This is a genomic window from Flavobacterium paronense, assembly GCF_030409795.1.
Classification (GTDB): Bacteria; Bacteroidota; Bacteroidia; order Flavobacteriales; family Flavobacteriaceae; genus Flavobacterium; species Flavobacterium paronense.
The window spans coordinates 1130576-1151495 of the sequence record NZ_JAUFQN010000019.1 but is presented as its reverse complement, the minus strand read 5'-3'; the positions used below and the strand labels follow the sequence as shown (position 1 = coordinate 1151495).

Sequence of the window (20920 nt, the reverse complement as noted above, 5' to 3'; positions counted from 1 at the left end):
CACGCCGCTATTTAATAGGTGTATTTTAAAATATTTATACTTTTATCTTTTAATGCTCCAAAAAAAAAGCACCTGTTGTTTTAAATATTAAATTCCATAGTAATGCACCTGAATCCAAAAGAAATAGAAAAACTACTCCTTCATACAGCTGGAGAATTGGCTCAAAAAAGAAGAAAAAGAGGTTTAAAACTCAACTATCCAGAAGCTATTGCCTTAATCAGTTCCGAATTATTAGAAGCCATTCGGGATGGAAAAACCGTAGCCGAATTAATGCACTACGGCACAACCATTCTTACTCGAGATGAAGTAATGGAAGGAATTCCCGAAATGATTCACGACATTCAAATAGAAGGCACTTTCCCCGACGGAACTAAATTAGTAACTGTTCATAATCCAATCAAATGATACCAGGCGAATACATTTTAAAAAGTGACCCAATTGAAATCAATTCCGGTAAAAGAAAAATTTTTATCGAAGTTACTAATATGGGAGATCGGCCAGTTCAAATTGGTTCCCACTTTCATTTTTTTGAAGTCAATAAGAAAATAAAGTTTGACCGAATGAAAACACTCGGTCTGCGTTTAAATATAGCGGCTGGAACAGCCGTTCGTTTTGAACCTGGCGAAGAAAAAAAGGTTGAGTTAGTCGAAATCGGCGGAACAAAAACGATTATAGGATTTAATAATTTGGTAGACGGAACTATTGATACTGCCAATTTGGATGCTATTGAAAATAAAATGAATGTGTTTTTGAAAGAGTAAATTATGAGTACACACATAAATAGGATTAAGTACGCCAACATGTTCGGGCCAACCGTTGGTGATAAAGTACGTTTGGGCGACACAGAACTATTCATCGAAATTGAAAAAGATTATAACGTTTATGGAGAAGAAGCCAAATTTGGTGGTGGAAAAACCATTCGAGATGGAATGGCACAATCAGCAAGAGCTACCAGAAATGAAGGTGTTCTTGATTTTGTAATTACAAATGTAATGGTCATCGATCATTGGGGAATTGTAAAAGGTGATATCGGAATTAAAGACGGCAAAATTGTCGGAATTGGAAAAGCCGGTAATCCCGATACTATGGATGGTGTTTCTCCTAATATGATTATAGGAGCTTCTACCGAAGTTCACGGTGGAGCCGGATTAATCGCCACTGCAGGTGGAATTGATACTCATATCCATTTTATTTGTCCACAACAAATAGATCATGCTTTATACAGTGGCGTGACAACAATGATAGGTGGAGGAACTGGACCTGCAGATGGAACCAATGCAACTACTGTAACGCCTGGTGCCTGGAATATTCAAAAAATGTTAGAATCGGCAGAAGCGTTTCCAATGAATTTAGGATTTTTTGGTAAAGGAAATTGTTCATCTGTTGAACCACTCATAGAACAAATAGAAGCCGGAGCTTTAGGATTAAAAATACACGAAGATTGGGGTTCTACTCCAGCAACAATAGACGCTTCTTTAACTGTCGCAGACAAATTAGACATCCAAGTAGCAATTCATACGGACACCTTAAACGAAAGTGGCTTTTTAGAAGATACCATCAAAGCCATTAACGGCAGAGTAATTCACACCTTCCATACTGAAGGAGCTGGAGGCGGTCACGCACCGGATATCATAAAATCAGCCATGTATCCTAATGTTTTACCTTCAAGTACAAACCCAACAAGACCGTATACAATCAATACTATTGATGAACATTTAGACATGCTAATGGTTTGTCACCACTTGGATAAATCGGTTCCTGAAGATGTTTCTTTTGCCGATTCCAGAATCCGTCCTGAAACCATTGCTGCAGAAGATATTTTGCATGACATGGGTGTTTTCAGTATGATGAGCAGCGATTCTCAAGCTATGGGAAGAGTTTCAGAAGTAATTACACGAACGTGGCAAACAGCCCATAAAATGAAAGTACAACGTGGGTTTTTAACAGAAGACGAATCCAACAATAATGATAATTTTAGAGTAAAAAGATACATTGCCAAGTACACTATCAACCCAGCCATTTCTCACGGAATATCTAAACACGTTGGTTCATTAGAGGAAGGTAAATTTGCCGATATCATCCTCTGGAAGCCAGCACTATTTGGAGTAAAACCCGAATTAATTATCAAAGGCGGAATGATTATTGCCGGAAGAATGGGCGACCCAAATGCCTCTATTCCAACGCCGCAACCTGTTATTTACAGACCCATGTTTGGAGCCTATGGAAAAGCATTATTTAAAACCTGCATTACCTTTGTTTCCAAAATCTCTATCGAAAATAAAACCATTGCCAAATACGAATTAAACAAAGTTATTTTGCCTGTTGAAAACTGTCGGAATATTGGTAAAAAGGATTTAATTCACAACGATAAAACTCCAAATATTGAAGTCAATCCTGAAACCTATGAAGTAAAAGTAGACGGAGAGAAAATTACTTGCGAACCGGCAAAAGAATTACCATTAACACAACGCTATTTTTTATTTTAATGCTGATTACACAAAAACCACAAGTCATTTTAAATACCAATTCCGAAACTATTTGGATTGACTTGGAATGGTTTGAAACCAACAAACGCATTCAACACAAAACTGCTGCTGATGGAAAAGATTTTCGATTCAAATTTTTACACGAAAACCCCAATTTACAGCAAGGAGAAATTATACATCAAGAAACTGGAAAAGACTATGTAATACGAATTCTTCCTTGCGAATGTATCGTAATCAAACCCAAAAATAATTTTGAAACAGCCTCAATCTGTTACGAAATTGGCAACAAACACTTACCGTTATTTTATGAAGCAGAAGAGTTACTAGTGCCTTTTGAAAAACCACTTTTCAGACAGCTTACTGCTATGGGTTTTGAAGTGTCTCAAGAAAATAGAGCACTATTATATCCGTTAAAAACAAGTGTTGCCCCTCACGGAGAAAGCGGAACCTTATTTTCCAAAATCATGAACTTAACACAAAAAGAAGTATGAGTTCCCAATTACAGCTGCTGCATTTGTGCGACCCAACCTTACCTATTGGGGGATTTTCGCATTCCTCCGGACTGGAAACCTACACGCAGAAAGAAATCGTCAATTCGCCTGAAACGATGAAGGTCTATTTGACGCAAATCCTTTCAAATACTATCTTACACAACGAAGCGGCTTTTGTCAGTCTGGTATATGAGGCTTGTGCTAATCAAAATTGGGACAGAATAATGGAATTGGATTCGATTTGCAATGCTTCAAAACTACCTAAAGAAATTCGAAATGCAAGCCAGAAACTAGGTACGCGTCTAATGAAAATATTCAATCCAAGGATACAATCTACACTAACTTTTCAGATTGAAGAAGCTATTAAAAACAAAGAACTATTTGGACATTATTGCATTTTATTCGGCATCTATGCGCATGAACTAAAGATTCCAAAGAAGGAAGCCTTAGAAGGATTTTTTTATAATACTGCAATAAGTTACATTACAAATGCTGTGAAATTAATTCCCTTAAGCCAGGATTCAGGACAAAAATTATTGTTTGAAATACTGCCTTTATTAGAGCAGTTAACAGAAAAAGCATTAGTTCCAAATGAAGTATTATTAGGAAAAAGTTCCGTAGGATTTGATATTCGATCGATGCAACACGAAAATTTATATTCCCGATTATACATGTCTTAAAAGGTTATAGAAAAATAAAATGAACAGAAGCTACATAAAAATAGGAATTGCAGGACCAGTAGGTTCCGGTAAAACTGCCTTAATTGAAAAACTAACCCGGGAATTAGCCAGTACCTATTCTATCGGGGTAATCACAAATGATATTTACACTCAGGAAGATGCCGAATTTCTAACAAAAAACAGTTTGCTACCAGCAGAACGAATCATAGGTGTAGAAACCGGAGGCTGCCCGCACACTGCCATTCGCGAAGATGCCAGCATGAATCTGGAAGCGGTCGAAGAATTGTCAGAACGTTTTCCTGAAATGGAACTGGTATTTATAGAAAGCGGCGGCGATAACCTTTCGGCTACTTTTAGTCCTGACTTGGCGGATGTCACTATCTTTGTAATTGATGTTGCCGAAGGGGATAAAATACCAAGAAAAGGAGGTCCCGGAATTACGCGAAGCGATTTGCTAATGATAAATAAAATCGACCTAGCGCCTTATGTCAATGCTGACCTCGGAGTCATGGAACGTGATGCCAGAAAAATGCGAAACGGAAAACCATTTGTCTTCACCAATCTAATGAAAAGCGAAGGTTTATTTGATGTCATTGGCTGGATAAAAAAATACGCCTTAATGGAAGATGTTCCCGAACCTAAACTTTGGAGATGATTGCAACAGTTAAAATAGATACTTATTTGCGAAACGAAATTACACACTTAAAATCGGCCTATCATACTGCGCCTTTTAAAGTGGCTGAAATTCGGGAAGATAAAAACCAAGCTGTTTTAGAACTGGTACTTATGAGTGCTTCACCCGGAATTTTAGATGGCGATTGTTACGATTTTGAGATTACCGTTCAGGAGAATTGTCAATTGGAATTTTCAACGCAATCGTACCAACGCATTTTTACTATGGAAGGATCTGCTTCTCAAAATATGAAGGTTGAAGTCGGTAAAAACGGCTTTTTCAAATATCTTCCACATCCTACGGTTCCTCATAAAAACTCCAATTACAAGGCAACCAACACCATTAACTTAGAAGAAAATGCCACTTTAATTTGGGGCGAAATACTAACTTGCGGAAGAAAATTAAAGGCAGAACATTTTGAATTTACCGAGTTTCAAAATAAAACAGCTATCTATAAAAAAGGTAAACTAGTGCTTTTTGAAAACTTATATATGAACCCATCAGAAATTAATCCACTTGAATTAGGCCAATTAGAAGGATTTACACATCAAGCCAGTTTGATTTATTTTAATGAAAAGATAGAATTGAAATTAGTCAAACAACAAATAGATGCTTTTCTCTCAGCTGAAGAAAACTTGCTTTTCGGAACATCCGAAACAAATGGTTATGGCTTAATTATTAAAATCCTACACCACAATTCCGAAAAATTATTTTTGTTGTTAAAAGAGTTAACTCAAATATTTAGTAATGAAGTGCAACCTGTAACTGCTAATTTCTAATCTTACAATGTCTGAATTCGCACTACTAATTATTACCGTTTTATCCATAAGCGCAGTGCATACCTTTAGCGGACCCGACCATTACTTGCCATTTATTGTCCTTTCTCGTTCCAAAAAATGGAGCCTCAATAAAACCTTATTTTGGACCGCTTTATGCGGAATTGCACATGTACTAAGTTCGGTTATTTTAGGGGTTATAGGAATATTTTTAGGCTGGTCCATAAAAAAAACATTCCATATCGAAGCCATTCGAGGCGGTTTTGCAGCTTGGCTGTTACTTTGTTTTGGAATTATATACCTGATTTATGCATTGTACAATCTCAATAAAAACAAAGTCCACAAACATTTTGACGCCTCTCAAGATGGGGAAATCTTTGTCTTCGAACACCAGCACGGAAAAAACATCGGAACCAATAAACGTTATAAAGTAACCCCATGGGTACTGTTTTTTATATTTGCTTCAGGACCTAGTGAACCAATGATTCCTCTAATCATTTATCCGTCAATCAATTATTCTCTGAATAAAGTTGGAATTCTAATTTCCTTATATACATTCTCAACAGTACTCACCATGCTGGCAATGGTGGTAATAGGCTACTTTAGCGCCCACTTATTTGAGTTCAAAAATTACGAAAAATACATAGAGTCAATTAGCGCTGTTATCATAGTAATTTGTGGTATTGGAATGGTTTTTTTGAACTGGTAAAATTCGCAATGAGATATTATATTTTAGGAGCGTAACCTTTGTATTTCTTTACACCACTGCTCCCGCTATCCGCGCTACATGCCTGCCTGCCGGCAGGCAGGGTAGCTAGCTCCTATCGGGGCTATTGGGACTTATGTCTTCCTTTTGAACTCTAACAAAATTCATACGTACAAGCCAAACAGTTTGTACGTATGAATTGATTAATTGGTAAGCATGAATTGATTGGTTTGTACGTATGAATTGATTGACTCATACGTATGAATTAATTGATTACTGTTTATGCAGCTTCAAAGAGGTATTCAGGACATAAAAAAACCCCGACTTATAATCGGGGCTTTATATTTAAAACTGAAGTTTACCGCTTCAAAGTAAAGTGCGCCTTAAACTGTTTAGCCGACAGATTCTCAATATAATCAACCGTAAACCAATAGTCATCCGATGGCATTAAATGACCATTAAATGTTCCATCCCAACCTAGTCCGGTTGAACTGATTTGTTTCAACAGTTTGCCATAACGGTCAAAGATGTAAATCCTAGCGTTAGGTTGTCCACCCAATCCAACAATATTCCATGTATCGTGTATACCATCGCCATTTGGAGTGAAATAATGGGGGTAATCTATAATTTGAACATCATTTATGATAAGCTCTTCACAACTATAAGCCACACCGCCTTCGGTATCCCAAACATGGATAATGTGTGTGCCTAAACTAACATTCTCAAACACATTGCTCGCCTGTCTTGGTCCATCATCCAAACTGTACTCATACGTGCCATAACCGTCAATTAACACGGTAATAATTTGAGAAGCACTAAAAGCATTAGTCACCGTATATCCTATAGTACCAACCGGTATAACAGCCTGCCCTGATTGTATCACCTGAAAGCTAGCCGAGGTTGTATCACAAGCTAATAGACTGTTACTCGCCACATGAACTGTGTAATCTCTTGTGGCTCCTGCTGCCGCTGCAGTGTCTACTGTATACGTTGCCCCTGTTCCAATAACAGTAGTTGGAGCGCCTGCCTCAAACCATTCAAAGGTATAATTACCAGGTATCGCCATTCCGCTATCTAATAGCAGTGACCTTTCCACTATATTCGTATTAAAGTCTACACAAATAGTATTCACTCCATTATCCGTATTGATTATCGGATTAGGGTAACGCTCTACTTTGATGTCTATCGTGGTTATAGCATAACATAAAGGAGTAATCAAATTACTGCTGTTCTCCACTTTCACCCAAATCGTATCGGTGTCCGCATCAGTTTCATACCCTTGGGCTTCTGCCAGTGTTAAGGCATTGGTTCCTGCTATGGCATCGGCCTGAGTAGTATAATAACTCAGTATAAATACAGCCGGATTTTGTCCGTTTAGTATCGCGGTAGCGTATGTAGTTAAATCAATAAGTTCAACGCCGTCGTAAGGGTCAGCATAACTATCACACTGATTAAATAGTTGTGGTCCTATAGCTGTCGCATACGCCTCTACTGCCAATGGTAAGGTTCCTGTATTCACACAACCTGTGGCATTGTTAACCACTCTTATGTAGATGTTTTGTGCGTTTGGCGTTACATTGGTGTAGCTACTTGGTAGTGGAGTCTCTCCCGTATTGGTTAATGGATTAGCACCTGCTGCCGTTAAGTAATAGCTTATCGTATAATTTGCTGGTGCTTGGGTAGGGCCAAGTACAGCCTGTGCCAGTAATGGATTTGTCAAATCAAATACGGAGATACCATCAGCATTGTCATCACAGGCTCTGTAAGGAGCCAGTGGTTGCACTACGATTGGCAATGGATTTACTGTTAATGGTTGTTCTACCAGTACGTAACAGTTATTACCCAGGTAGTCTACTCTATTGTTCTCTACTCTAATCCAAACGTTAGTACCCACTAATGCTGCTGTAGGGGTGAGTATTTCATTCTGTGGTACTGCCGCATCCGCTTGTGTAAGGAAATAATGTAATGTTACATTCGGGTCTCCATTGGCAATATATGCTGCGTTGGTGGTCAAATCAAATAGCTCTAACATATCCCCCGGATTGGTATCATCACATTTAGGTGCCAAAGGTCTTGGATTAGTATTAGGTGTTGGGATTGGCAATACTCTAATATCCAAAGTGGTAATGCTTTTACAGCCTACCGTTGTGGTAACTACTACGCCTAAAGTTTGTACTGCTGGAGGAACATTAATATACGCCAAAGCGTTTGCAGCGGAGATAGCATTGGTATTATTTTGTGCATCCAATAAACTTGGATAATACGTTACCGCATAGCCTGTTCCCTGGTTGATTTGGGTGTCTCTAACTGTTAAATTAAACGCATGGTGCTGGTCATTTGGATTAGCATCATCATCACACAAACTAAGCGGTGCCGGTGTAGTGAGTAACAATGGCGTATTAATGGCTAATTGGAATGAACCGATATTGTAACAATGGGTCGTATTGTTTTCTACCCTAACCCATATTACATCTAAATTAGTACCAATATAGTTAGCGGCAGGAATAATTGGGAATGCTCCGCCTTGTGCTAATAATTGTGTGGTGTAATAGGTAACGGTATAGTTGGTTGCAGCTAACGTTTGCTGTGCTAAAACAGCGGCTGTTTGTTGGGTTAAATCTATTGCCGTACGCGCATCCTGAGGATTGCTGTCCTGATCACATACGGTGATAGTATTCAGATTTATTGGTGCAATCGGACTTGGGTCGGCATTCAACTCTATTGGAAGAATGCTATAGCAACCTGTAGCGTTATCCTGTGCCCGTACGAATAAAATTTGTACAAACGGGTCAATACTAAAGTAAGGTACTGTTGTATTAATAGGGTTGGCTCCTGAATTAGCATCGGGTAACGTCTCATGGATAGTCAGGGTATACGTGGCGATGCCGTTTAACAATCCCGGTAATAAACTCGCCAAATCAAAATTGGCATAACCATCCTGATCGCCATCACAAACAGTATAAGGCTGTGTTGGCGGAATTAGTGTTGGCAATGGCTCTACCCGGATGTCCATTGTAGAGATAACATAACAACCTGTCAGTCGGTTTGTAACCCGAATCCCTAAAGTCTGAACATAAACCGGAACATTGGTATACTGCAAATTAATAATCACATTCGTATCATTCTGCGCATCCAATAAACTTGGATAAAACGTAACATCCATGCCTGTTTGTCCTAATAATATCGGAGCTATTTGCGAAGCTAAATCAAAAGTTTCAAATCCTGTTAAACCTGTCGTATCACACAATGAGTATTGTGGGTAGTTTGGCTGGGTAGCTTGTGGTAATGGGTTAACAATTAATTGCAACGGTACTATATCATAACAACCCGTAGCGATAATTTCTACACGAACATAAATCGTTTCGGTGTCAATAATACCATTGGTGTAACTCGTAGTGTTGGTAATATTACCTGTTCCCAATTCGGCGGAAGCCTGAGAAGTGTAAAATGTTACTGAATGGGTCAACGGATTCAATGAACCTAATACCTCCTGAATTCTTGTAGTCAAATCAAAAGTCTCATAGCCTACAGCTCCAGTGTAATCACACAACTCATAAGCATCCGGCTCGGTGGCTACTGGAGTGGGATCAACGATTAATTGAAGCTGGACATAATTAGCACATCCTGTCAAGGTATAAAACACCCTTACATAAATGGTTTGCGTGTCTTTGAAAATATTAGGATAAGGACTTGGCTTTGGATTGGCGCCCAGTAGCGCATCTGTTGGGGTTTCGTGGAAGGTGACTGAAACGCCAAGCGGTAGCGGTGCCCCTGATGGTGTTCCTGTTATTTCATTACTAGTACTGTCTAAATCAAATACGCCATAGCCATCATTGTTTGGGTCACAATAGTGCAAAGGTAATGGAGTTATTGCCACTGGTCCTTGGGTTACGCGCAATAGTTGTGTTGTAGTAGAATAACAGCTTGTGAGGCTATTCTCTACTCGAATGTACACTACTTCGTTATCTGTCCCAATATAAGTAGATGGGGAACCAATTGAAGGCGAACCTGCTTGTGCCGAAGACAAGGTGTTGTAATAGGTAACGATTAACCCTGTAACTCCATTGGTAACGGTGCCTTCATTGATAGTTAAATCAAACTCAGCTGTAGGTGAAGAACCGTTGCTGCATTCGAATAATGTAGGAGCTACTGTAACTGATGGTAATGGATTGACAACTAAATTAAAAGAACCTGTAGTATTACATCCCGTAGCATTGTCCCTAATATTTATCCAAATCTGCTGAGGATTACTAGTATTTGAATACAAATTAGGTAACGGATTCGTTTGGCTTTGGGCATTCGCTAAAGTAGCATAATAACGTACCGTCACGCCTGTTTGTCCATTGGCGATTTCAGTAGTTTTTGTTCCTAAATTAAATACTTCTACTCCATCACCAGGATTGTTGTAATCACACAGTTCATAATCAGTGATTATTGGATTGGGAAGGGGAATTGGGTTAACAACTAAATTTAATGAAGTAGTCGAATAACACGCTGAAGATCCAATGAAATGAGCTCGAACATCAAGTGTCTGAACTCCTGGAGTAATACTGCAATAGGGACTTGATTGCGAAACACCGCTAGTCGTTGTTTCATAAAAATCTACAACAACTGTTGGATCTCCTCCTGTAATTTCAATTATCTTAGTTGTCAAATCAAAACAATAAAGGCCATCGTTATTTAAACTATCATCACAAACTACATATGATGTTGGAGTGTTTATAGTTGGAGCTGTATTTACAGTTACTACTGCAGAATCACTTTGAGATTGAGAGCAAGAGGGAATATTGCCATCTTGAATACTTACTATAGCATAAGTATAAACACCCTGCGATGCAGTTGGAACATTGACTGCAACGCTATTTCCTGCCGTTGTTTGTATTGTTGGCTGTACAACGGTATTAATAGAGTATGTAAAAGTATAAGGAGCTGTTCCGTTTGCACCAGTCAATATTATTTGAGGAGATGTTGAATTTAAACATACAGCGGTTGTTCCTGAAATAGTAGCTGTTGGTAATGGATTAATAGCTATAGTAACAATACTTGAATCATTGACACATGGTGCTGTTCCGATTACAGTATAAGTAAAAGTAGAGGTTGTAACTCCAAGAGCAGGTGTAAAAATCCCTGTAGTGGCATTAAAAGCACCTCCTGTTCCTGTTGTTCTTGTCCATGTTCCCCCAGCTTGCTCGCCTGTAATTAAAGTATACAAATTAATTGGAGTCGAATCATTTTCACAAATGGTGGTTCCTCCATCATTCCCTGCTGTAGGCTGCGAATTAATTGTAATGGTAGCCAAACTACTGTCATTAATGCACGGTGCTGTACCTGTTAAAGTATAAGTAAAAGTTGATGTAGTGGCTCCAATAGCTGGTGTGTATGTACCCGCAGCTGAATTAAAAACTCCGCCTGTTCCTGATGTTCTTACCCAATTTCCGCCAGTTTGCTCACCAGTGATTAAACTGAATAAATCGACAGCTGTTGTACTAGTTTCGCAAACAACTGTTCCTCCATCGGTACCTGCAGTAGGCTGTGGGTTAATAGTAACGGCAACTAGACTTGTGTCATTACTACATGGTGCAACTCCTATCAAAGTGTATGTAAATATTGAACTTGTTGCACCAACTGACGGTGTAAATGTACCTCCAGTAGCATTGAAAGTCCCTCCAGTTCCTGCTGTCTGTGTCCAAACTCCACCAGCTTGCTCACCTGTGATTAAACTTGATAAATTAATTGCTGTAACACTCGTCTCACAAACAGTAGTTGCTCCATCAGTTCCGGCATTTGGTTGAGAATTAATAGTCACTGTAGCTACACTGCTATCATTACCACACGGAGCTACACCAGCAACAGTATAAGTAAAGGTAGAAGTTGTTGCGCCAATTGCAGGGGTATAGGTACCAGCAGCTGCATTAAAAACTCCTCCTGTCCCTGAAGTTCTTACCCATATTCCACCTGATTGCTCTCCAGTGATTACACTGAATAAATCTAGGGGTATTGAACTGGTTTCGCATACAACAGTTCCTCCATCGATGCCTGCAGAAGGTTGTGAAATAATGTTTACAGTAGCAAGACTAGTATCTGTTATACATGGTGCAACTCCTGATAAGGTATAGGTAAAACTCGAAGTAGTAGCACCAACTGAAGGTGTAAATGTACCCGCAGCAGCATTGAAAGTTCCTCCTGTTCCTGATGTCTGCGTCCAAACTCCACCAGCTTGCTCTCCAGTGATTAAACTTGACAAATTAATTGCTGTAACACTCGTCTCACAAACAGTAGTCGCTCCATCAGTTCCGGCATTTGGTTGAGAACCAATAGTCACAGTAGCAATACTACTGTCGTTAACGCAAGGTGCAATGCCATTCACAGTGTAAGTAAATGTTGAGGATGTAGCCCCAGCAGTAGGGGCAAATGTTCCGGCTCCGGCATTGAAAATCCCACCAGTTCCAGTTGTTTGTGTCCAAGTTCCACCAGTTTGCTCACCTGTTATTAAACTGAATAAATCTATTGGTGTGTTACTACTTGCGCAAATAACAGTTCCTCCATCAGTACCAGCACTTGGTTGTGGAATTATATTTATTGTTGCAATACTGGTATCATCTGCACAAGGCGCTATTCCGTCTATTGTATAAGTAAATGTTGAAGAAGTTGTTCCTGCTGTTGGTGTAAATGTGCCGGCAGCAGCATTAAAAGTTCCTCCCGTTCCCGAAGTTTGTGTCCATATACCTCCTGTTTGTTCTCCAGTTATTAAATTGAACAAATTAACAGAGGTAGTATTACCATTACAAATAGTGATGCTTCCATCAGTACCGGCATTGGCAATGGAATTAACAATAAGATCAAAATCGGTTGTATAGAAGGTAACAGGATTAGCATTATTCTGCATCCGAATATAAAGGGTTTGATTAGTACCAATAAAACTATTGATTGGATTTATTTCTGTACCTGCAATTCCCGCATTTGCTGCTGCTTGCGATAAATAATAAGTTATTGTATAATCAGCTGGATTTTCACCACCTAATGCAATGGCCGTTTGAGGCGTTAAATTAAAAACCGCAGTTCCACTTCCTAAAGAACTTTCACATAAAGTTAAATCTGGAACCGGTGATATTGTTCCGCATGAAATTATCAAGTTAAAAGGCTTGACTACGGTACAACCAAAAGTATTCAGATAAATTGCAACATATATAGTTTGTCCTGAACTCACAAAAGCACTGGGATTTGCAATTGGATTAGAAACTGCAGCAGCATCAGTAGCACTTAAGTGGTATGATATATCGTAATCTGATGGATTTAAAGCTCCTAAAATAACACTTGCATTAGTAGTTAAATTAAAAGTATTTGAACATTGGGTTATGTTAACAGGTGCATTTGTTAAATCGGGATTCACACGTAAATTTACTGATGTAGTAGCTGTTTGAGATACACCACATACATTATAAATTGCATTGGCAGTGTATGTAGTGTCTGCTGTTGGACAAACAGTTATACTTGGTCCAGTGCCGATAGGTGTTGCACCAGCAAACCAATTTATAACCACAGGAACGTTTGGCCCTGTTGGTGTAAAACGCCAAGCTTCACTTGTAGTCACTGACCAGTTTCCGGTATTTCTTCCCGGAGCTGCTACCCATTGTGCCGGTGTACCTCCAATCAATCCTATTGCTCCTGAACCAGCCCATGGTGATCCGGCTACCCTTCTTTGTACAAAGACTTCAATAATATTTGATACTTCATACAAAACAATTTGAGAAGTTTGAAGTCCCGGATTAGAGCCAACCGAATTCCATTGCCCTAAATTATAAAAGTTAACTATGAGTTTTCTGCATGGATAAGTTCCCTGAAGAACCCAATTTACCTGCCGGTTAGCCGCAGACGGCGGTATTGCCATGTCAGTATCTTGATATACGCCAAAAATTGACTTGGTTTGATTTTGTCCAGTTATCGGCACACTTGTATCTGGCCATGGGCAAAAAGCTCCTGGTGTCTTTGGATCAAATGTTATCAAACCATTCGTACCAGCGTTACAAGAGGTGTAATTTTCTCCATAAAAACAAAAATCAAATGGTAAATTAATTACATCCGACCAAAAATCATCTCCACCTGTAATAGGAACAACATTATAGCTAGGATCGGTAAAAGGATATGGACAATAAGGTATCGAACTTGCAGCATAAGTGCTGGTTGAAGGAACGTTGGATATATTAGCTTGTATTACTCTACATTCTCCACTTGTGCACAATGTCAAATCTAACGGCAAACTTCCTGAACCAGGTAGCGTTCCCACAGTAGCACAACCATTAGGAACAACAGTAATTGTGACCGCAACTCCGGTATAATTTCTTTGACAGAATGATGCGAAATTCTTAACACTTACAAGCGTATAAATAGTGGTTGCATTTAAAATAGGTGTCGTCCAAGCAAGTGTCCCTGAAGCAGGAATAAAAGGACTATATGAATTCCCTAAATTATTTACAAATGTTACAGTGGAACTTGGCGTACCTGTGATAGTAATAACAGCTGTATTACCTGGACATATCGTTGCATTTCCGGTAATATTTGCTACTGGTAATGGATTTACTGTAACTGTAACTGACTTAGATAAATTACATGCTCCGTTTGTAGATGATACTGTATAAACAGTGGTAACTGCCGGTGTTACTGTTGGATTAGAACTATTAGGATTGGTAAGTGTTGCATCTACAGGAGCTGAAGTCCAGGTATATCCATTTGGACTTCCGCTAACCGATAAAGTTGTAGAATTTCCTAAACAAATTGCAACATTACTACTTGTAGCTAAACTAGGTCCAACAACCGCATTCGCCATCGTTGCTATCGATGGCAATGGCAAAGCACTATCTGTAACAGAAACAGTATAAATTCCGGGAGGTAATCCAGTAAAAATTCCTGTTGCATTATTTTGAGATACCGGACCTGAAATTGTATAATTTGAATAGGGTAATGTTCCTCCAATACCACCAACAGTTATCGAACCGTCATTAGCTGAAGCACATAATGCATCAGTAACATTATAGGTAACCATAAGTGTGCTAGTCAACATAAAATCATCTACAGCAAAGTCATTTCCAACTGAACTTGTATTAGTATTCCACAACTCTATAGTGGCAGTGGTAGCAGTAGCCGTAAAAGAGTATACAACATGTCTCCAACCTAAAGCAGGTAATGGTGCTAAAGTTGACCCAGCTACTAGTGTTAATCCGCTTCCTCCTGTAACTTGTACCACAATATTAGCTTGTGATGCCGGACCTGTAACCAAACTGGAAACTGATTTAATCCAATAACTAAATCTGTAAGTCGTTCCTATAACCAAAGTTGTTATTCCGGCACCTGTGTTACCAGCTTTCCAAAATCGTGGAGAAGTTGCATTGGTGTTTCCATCAATAATCAACATCCTACCTGAACCTGTTGTATGATCAGAACTTGGTAAAAAATTGGCAGTATTTATTAAATTTGGATTGGTGGTGAAAGCAAAATTTCCTGTTGTTGTTGTTCCTGAATAAGGTGTGTTCAAAAGAGTATATCCTGCACCATTAGTTACAAAACCAAGACCTGAACCACCACTTTCAAAGCCACCATTGACAATTAAATTCTGAGAGAAAAGAGAATTTGTAAATAAGAAAATTAAAAAAAGTAGGTTTAATTTATTTTTCATTTTTTGGTAACAATTTTTAGATGCGAAATTTAAGCCTTTTTAGGAAATAATTCTTCTAAAAATTTAAAATTTTAATTAGTAAAACTATTCCCAACAGATTAATTTTAATTATTTATCTTTGTTTTTTTATTTTAAAAACCGAGATTAATAAAGAATTTAATGATAAATAGCGACCAAATTAATGATGAATTAGGCGAAAATCATATTGCAACCAGTGCTCAAAATCCTGTAAGAAATGATGCGTTTAGTTTAACTGATGAACAAAAAATTGAACTTATAAAAAAAGATGTTGAAAATATTCTCCATACGCTTGGAATGGATTTAACAGATGATAGCATAAAAGGAACCCCAAGTCGCGTGGCAAAAATGTTTGTCAGAGAAATTTTTGGTGGTCTAAATCCAAATAAAAGACCTAAAGCTTCAACATTTGCCAATAATTATAAATATGGTGAAATGTTGGTCGAAAAAAATATTACCCTCTACTCTACTTGTGAACATCATTTGTTACCAATAATTGGTAAAGCACACGTTGCCTATATTTCAAAAGGAACCGTAGTTGGACTTTCAAAAATGAACAGAATTGTAGATTATTATGCCAAAAGACCTCAGGTTCAGGAGCGTTTAACCATGCAAATTGTTCAGGAATTACAACAGGTTTTAGGGACCGAAGATGTAGCTTGTGTTATTGATGCCAAACACCTTTGTGTAAATTCTCGTGGCATTCGTGATATTGAAAGTAGCACGGTAACTTCGGAATATGGCGGAAAATTCAATGAGGAACAAACCCGTAGGGAATTTCTAGATTATATCAAATTAGAAACAAAATTTTAATAGCCCGGATTGAAGTGTAAATCCTTTTTTAAATTGCCACGAGTTAAAACTCGTGGCAATTTAAAAAAGATTGAAACGAAAAGCCGGAAATAGCTCCTAAAATAAATGCAGAATAAATCCTAACAAAATGCAACTATATAAAAACCAACAACAAAAAATATACAACTCGCTTTCGGGAGAAAAAGAAGTGTTTAAACCTATTCACACTGGTAACGTTGGTATGTATGTTTGCGGGCCAACGGTATATAGCAATGTGCACCTTGGGAACGTTCGCACGTTCATGTCGTTTGATATGATTTTTAGGTATTTTTTGCATTTAGGATACAAGGTTCGTTATGTGAGAAACATTACTGATGTTGGTCATATTGTAGATGATGTAGATGATGGCGAAGATAAAATTGCAAAAAAAGCACGTGTGGAACAACTCGAACCAATGGAAATTGTACAGCGTTATACCGTCGATTTTCATGATGTTTTGAATCAGTTTAATTGCCTTCCGCCGAGTATTGAACCCACGGCAACCGGACATATCATTGAACAAATTGAAATCGTAAATCAAATTATTGAAAAAGGTTTTGCTTACGAAAGAAATGGCTCTGTTTATTTTGATGTAGTGAAGTTTAACGAAAACAATCATTACGGAAAATTAAGCGGAAGAAACATTGATGAAATGCTTGCTAACACACGTGATACTGACGGACAAAGCGATAAGAAAAACCCACAGGATTTTGCACTTTGGAAAAAAGCAGAACCAGAACATATTATGCGTTGGCCTTCGCCTTGGGGAATTGGTTTTCCGGGTTGGCATTTAGAATGTACTGCTATGAGCACCAAATACCTTGGCGAAACTTTTGATATTCACGGTGGTGGAATGGATTTAAAATTCCCGCATCACGAATGTGAAATTGCACAAAACGAAGCCTGCACAGGCAAAAGTCCGGTGAATTATTGGATGCATGCTAATATGCTGAATCTCAATGGCAAGAAAATGTCAAAATCAACCGGAAATAATTTACTACCTGGTGAAATCTACTCGGGTGGAAGTCCGTTTTTAAGCAAAGCTTTTTCTCCTAATGTTGCCCGTTTCTTTATGATGCAGGCTCATTACAGAAGCATTCTTGACTTTACAAACGAAGGAATTTTAGCGGCCGAAAAAGGATTTAATCGATTAATGGAAGGCATTGATTTATTGAAAGAATTACAACCAAGTGCTACTGCTACTCTTGATATTTCGACTTGGAAACAAAGCTGCTATGATGCGATGAATGACGATTTCAATACGCCAATCTTAATTGCCAATTTATTTGAAGGAATAAAGTTTGTCAATTTGATAAATGACGGAAAAGAAACGCTTACTGCTTCCGATTTAAAAACGCTATCCGAAACCTTAAACACCTTTACTTTTGATGTTATTGGCATAAGAGATGAAAAATGTGCTGCTGATAATTCAGAAAAATTAGATGGAGTTGTTGAAATGCTAATTGGAATGAGAAATGAAGCCAGAGCCAATAAAAACTTTGCTTTGTCTGACCAAATTCGGGATCAGTTGTTAGCACTCGGCATTCAATTAAAAGACGGAAAAGACGGTACCACTTTTACAGCTTAACTGAACTACTATGCTGAAGAAAATTGCCATAGCACCATTACTTGTACTTATCTATTTATACAAAATTGTGCTGTCGCCATTAATGCCATCAAGCTGCCGATTTCAACCAACCTGTTCAAGTTATTTCATCGAAGCTTTAAAAATCCATGGCCCAATTAGGGGAACTTATTTGGGTTTGAAAAGAATTGGGAAATGTCATCCTTGGGGAAAAAACGGCTACGATCCGGTACCTGAAAAAAAATGTTCCCATTAAAGTTTCCTTAATTTGTGTAGATTTTTGGTACAAATTCTTATTTTTACAATCTAAAATACCCAACTAATCATGATTTGGAATCCATCAGAAGGAATAAATATAGGTTTTTTTACTATCCGCTTTTACAGCTTGATGTTCGTGATTGCTTTCGGACTTGGATGGTATATTATGAAGCACATCTTCGAAAAAGAAAAAGAACCGATTGAAAAATTAGACACCCTATTTATTTGGACCGTTGTTGCCACTTTACTTGGGGCACGTTTGGGGCATGTTTTTTTCTACGATTGGGAATACTACCGCAATAATTTATTAGAGATACTATTGCCTTTTAGATTCAGTCCAAAATTTGAATTTACAGGTTTTCAAGGTTTAGCAAGTCATGGTGCAGCTGTTGCCATAATTATTTCAATGTACTTCTACAGTTCAAGAGTAATTAAAAGACCAATGCTTTGGGTATTAGACCGAGTAGTAATTCCTGTAGCCAGTGGTGCCGTATTTGTTAGAATTGGAAATTTTTTCAACTCCGAAATTGTTGGTAAAATAACTGATTCACCCTTTGGAGTTCGATTTGTGAGAGATTATTATTCCCCTAAAGATGTTATAAATGCTACAAAGATTACAAATGTAAACGATGCCTATCATGCGCTTGTAACCGATCCAAAATATGCAGCACTTTTAGAAAAAGTTCCGGCAAAACATCCTGCCCAATTATATGAAGCCTTTGCTTATGTATTTGTATTTTTAATTCTGTTTTTCTTGTATTGGAAAACAAAAACTGCTGAAAAACATGGCTTACTGTTTGGTTATTTCCTAATCCTACTTTGGTCTGTTCGATTTGTAGTCGAATATGTAAAAGAAAGTCAGGGCGGAATTGAAGAAACTTTCGGATTGCTTTCAACCGGTCAATGGTTGAGCATTCCTTTTATATTAGTTGGTATTTATTATTTATTCGTTGCCGAAAAACCAATCGAAGAATAAACCTTAAAAATGATATTTTTTAAAAGCTCCTTTAAGGGGCTTTTTTATTCTTCATTCTCTGTCAAACCAGACTTGGCATAGTTCCGCCATTTCTCAATACAATCTTTCATGTCTTGAGGCAGTTCAGTATCAAAGGACATAAATTCTTTTGTTACCGGATGCGTAAAACCTAACGTTTTTGCGTGTAATGCTTGTCTTGGTAACGTCTTAAAACAATTGTCTATAAACTGCTTGTATTTGGTAAAAGTGGTTCCTTTCAATATCAAATCGCCTCCATAACGCTCATCATTAAATAAAGTGTGCCCAATATATTTCATATGCACCCTAATTTGATGTGTTCTTCCCGTTTCTAATTTGCAGGAAACCAAAGTAACATAACTAAAACGTTCCAAAACTTTATAATGAGTAACCGCATGTTTACCTGTATCTCCTTCAGGAAAAACGGCCATTTGCATTCTGTCTTTCACGTGTCTTGCAATATTACCTTCAATGGTTCCTTCGTCTTCTTTTACATTTCCCCAAACCAACGCAATATATTCACGCTCCGAAGTTTTATCTTCAAATTGCTTTGCCAAATGTGTCATGGCTTGCTCGGTTTTGGCAATGACCAAAAGGCCGGAAGTGTTTTTGTCTATTCGATGAACCAAACCAGGCCGGTCACTCGAGTTCTTTGGTAGATTTTCAAAATGAAAAGCCAAAGCATTAACCAATGTTCCTGTATAATTTCCGTGTCCGGGATGAACCACAAGTCCTGGAGGTTTATTTATAAGTAATAACGAATCGTCTTCATAAACAATATCAAGTGGAATATTTTCAGGAAGTACCAAATTTTCAAATGGCGGATGAGACAGCATAACCCGGACCACATCAAAAGGTTTGACCCGGTAACTCGATTTTACCGGAACATCATTCACCCAGATATTTCCGTCATCAGCAGCTTTCTGAATTTTATTCCGAGTAGCATTCGCAACTAATTGCATCAGGAATTTATCTACGCGCAACAACGATTGCCCTTTGTCAGCAACATGTCGGTGGTGTTCAAATAATTCTTCTTCTTCTAATTCGGGAGTATTATCGCTATTATTGTCCATCTAATGGTTGCATTTGAGTAGTATCAACAGCTGTAGTATCAACCGTTTCCTCATAAGTAATTTTCCCGTCTCCCAAAACCAAATCAATTCTGGATGATTTCAAAACCTTATCACCCGCTTTTAATTTTTTTCCATTCAAACGCAATTCCAGAACCATATCTTTTCCTAAGTAAGGTTTATAGGTAATGGTTCCTTCTAACAAGCCAACAGCTTCTAATGTTGGAACCGCCTGACGATAGGTCTTCTCAATCAAATCGGGCAAGGTAACCATCGTAAATTTTGAAGCATTTATTTTGATGTAAATCTTTCTGCCTTCTTTTACTTTAGCACCCGCTTTTGGTTCTTGCTCTACAATAGTCAACTTTGGAAAATCAGGTTTGAAATCAACCGTATCCAGAATTATATAATCTAAATCGATAGCCGCTAATTTTTCTTCCGCCTGTTCAGCAGAAAGTCGGGCCAAATCTGGAACTGTAATTTCCTGTCCGTGATGTGTGGTAAAGGTTATCCAATGAAAAAATAAATACGCGATAGCGGCAACAATAGCCATAGCGGCAAGAATCTGGGCAAAAAAAACTCGACTTGTCAAATACGCTCGTAAACTCATAAAGAAATTTAATTTGCACAAAGATATAAAAAAGATACGCTTCGCTCTTAGATTTTTAGATGTGCGCTTGGG

The 20920-nt window shown here is 38.1% G+C and carries 15 protein-coding genes; 12 read left to right on the top strand and 3 right to left on the bottom strand.

Annotated elements, in window-relative coordinates; genetic code table 11:
* Window positions 1-102 precede the first annotated feature (102 nt).
* The 8 genes from ureA to QWY90_RS06320 are packed head-to-tail and all read left to right on the top strand — an operon-like array spanning window position 103 to window position 5815.
* Entirely contained in the window at window positions 103-405 is a 303-nt protein-coding gene (ureA, locus tag QWY90_RS06355; protein ID WP_290285036.1) for an urease subunit gamma, read from the top strand.
* Window positions 402-761 (top strand): urease subunit beta, encoded by a 360-nt coding sequence (gene ureB, locus QWY90_RS06350; protein ID WP_290285035.1) that lies wholly within the window; start codon window positions 402-404, stop codon window positions 759-761. The genes ureA and ureB overlap by 4 nt, the downstream gene beginning before the upstream one ends.
* Before the next feature lie 3 nt (window positions 762-764).
* Window positions 765-2486: an urease subunit alpha gene (ureC, locus tag QWY90_RS06345; protein WP_290285033.1), complete on the top strand. Its 1722-nt coding sequence runs from the start codon at window positions 765-767 to the stop codon at window positions 2484-2486.
* Window positions 2486-2977: an urease accessory protein UreE gene (locus QWY90_RS06340; protein ID WP_290285031.1), complete on the top strand. Its 492-nt coding sequence runs from the start codon at window positions 2486-2488 to the stop codon at window positions 2975-2977. The genes ureC and QWY90_RS06340 overlap by 1 nt, the downstream gene beginning before the upstream one ends.
* Window positions 2974-3657: an urease accessory protein UreF gene (locus tag QWY90_RS06335; protein ID WP_290285028.1), complete on the top strand. Its 684-nt coding sequence runs from the start codon at window positions 2974-2976 to the stop codon at window positions 3655-3657. Before QWY90_RS06340 ends, QWY90_RS06335 begins: the two co-directional genes overlap by 4 nt.
* Window positions 3658-3676: 19 nt before the next feature.
* Window positions 3677-4312, top strand: a complete 636-nt coding sequence (ureG, locus tag QWY90_RS06330) for an urease accessory protein UreG (RefSeq protein ID WP_290285026.1) — start codon at window positions 3677-3679, stop codon at window positions 4310-4312.
* A complete protein-coding gene (locus tag QWY90_RS06325) occupies window positions 4309-5109 on the top strand; it encodes an urease accessory protein UreD (protein WP_290285024.1) in 801 nt (266 codons plus the stop codon). Before ureG ends, QWY90_RS06325 begins: the two co-directional genes overlap by 4 nt.
* A gap of 7 nt (window positions 5110-5116) precedes the next feature.
* Window positions 5117-5815, top strand: coding sequence for a hypothetical protein (locus tag QWY90_RS06320; RefSeq protein WP_290285021.1), 699 nt, complete (start codon window positions 5117-5119; stop codon window positions 5813-5815).
* 355 nt (window positions 5816-6170) lie between these two features.
* Here QWY90_RS06320 and QWY90_RS06315 read toward each other — a convergent pair whose 3' ends face one another.
* On the bottom strand, window positions 6171-15482 hold the full coding sequence (locus tag QWY90_RS06315; RefSeq protein WP_290285019.1) for an FIDD domain-containing protein: 9312 nt from the start codon (window positions 15480-15482) through the stop codon (window positions 6171-6173).
* A gap of 159 nt (window positions 15483-15641) precedes the next feature.
* Here QWY90_RS06315 and folE point away from each other — a divergent pair, with 159 nt between their 5' ends.
* The 4 genes from folE to lgt all read left to right on the top strand — a co-directional run bounded on the left by folE (window position 15642) and on the right by lgt (window position 19150).
* Window positions 15642-16313, top strand: a complete 672-nt coding sequence (gene folE / locus QWY90_RS06310; protein WP_290285018.1) for a GTP cyclohydrolase I FolE — start codon at window positions 15642-15644, stop codon at window positions 16311-16313.
* 127 nt (window positions 16314-16440) lie between these two features.
* Entirely contained in the window at window positions 16441-17919 is a 1479-nt protein-coding gene (cysS, locus tag QWY90_RS06305; RefSeq protein ID WP_290285015.1) for a cysteine--tRNA ligase, read from the top strand.
* A 10-nt stretch (window positions 17920-17929) separates the two neighbouring features.
* Window positions 17930-18172 carry a membrane protein insertion efficiency factor YidD gene (gene yidD / locus QWY90_RS06300; protein ID WP_290285013.1) on the top strand — a complete coding sequence of 81 codons (243 nt, stop codon included), beginning with the start codon at window positions 17930-17932 and terminating at the stop codon, window positions 18170-18172.
* A gap of 69 nt (window positions 18173-18241) precedes the next feature.
* Window positions 18242-19150, top strand: a complete 909-nt coding sequence (lgt, locus tag QWY90_RS06295) for a prolipoprotein diacylglyceryl transferase (protein ID WP_290285011.1) — start codon at window positions 18242-18244, stop codon at window positions 19148-19150.
* 44 nt (window positions 19151-19194) lie between these two features.
* Here lgt and QWY90_RS06290 read toward each other — a convergent pair whose 3' ends face one another.
* Window positions 19195-20241 carry an RluA family pseudouridine synthase gene (locus tag QWY90_RS06290; RefSeq protein WP_290285009.1) on the bottom strand — a complete coding sequence of 349 codons (1047 nt, stop codon included), beginning with the start codon at window positions 20239-20241 and terminating at the stop codon, window positions 19195-19197.
* Window positions 20231-20848: a PASTA domain-containing protein gene (locus QWY90_RS06285; RefSeq protein WP_290285008.1), complete on the bottom strand. Its 618-nt coding sequence runs from the start codon at window positions 20846-20848 to the stop codon at window positions 20231-20233. The genes QWY90_RS06290 and QWY90_RS06285 overlap by 11 nt, the downstream gene beginning before the upstream one ends.
* Window positions 20849-20920: the final 72 nt, after the last annotated feature.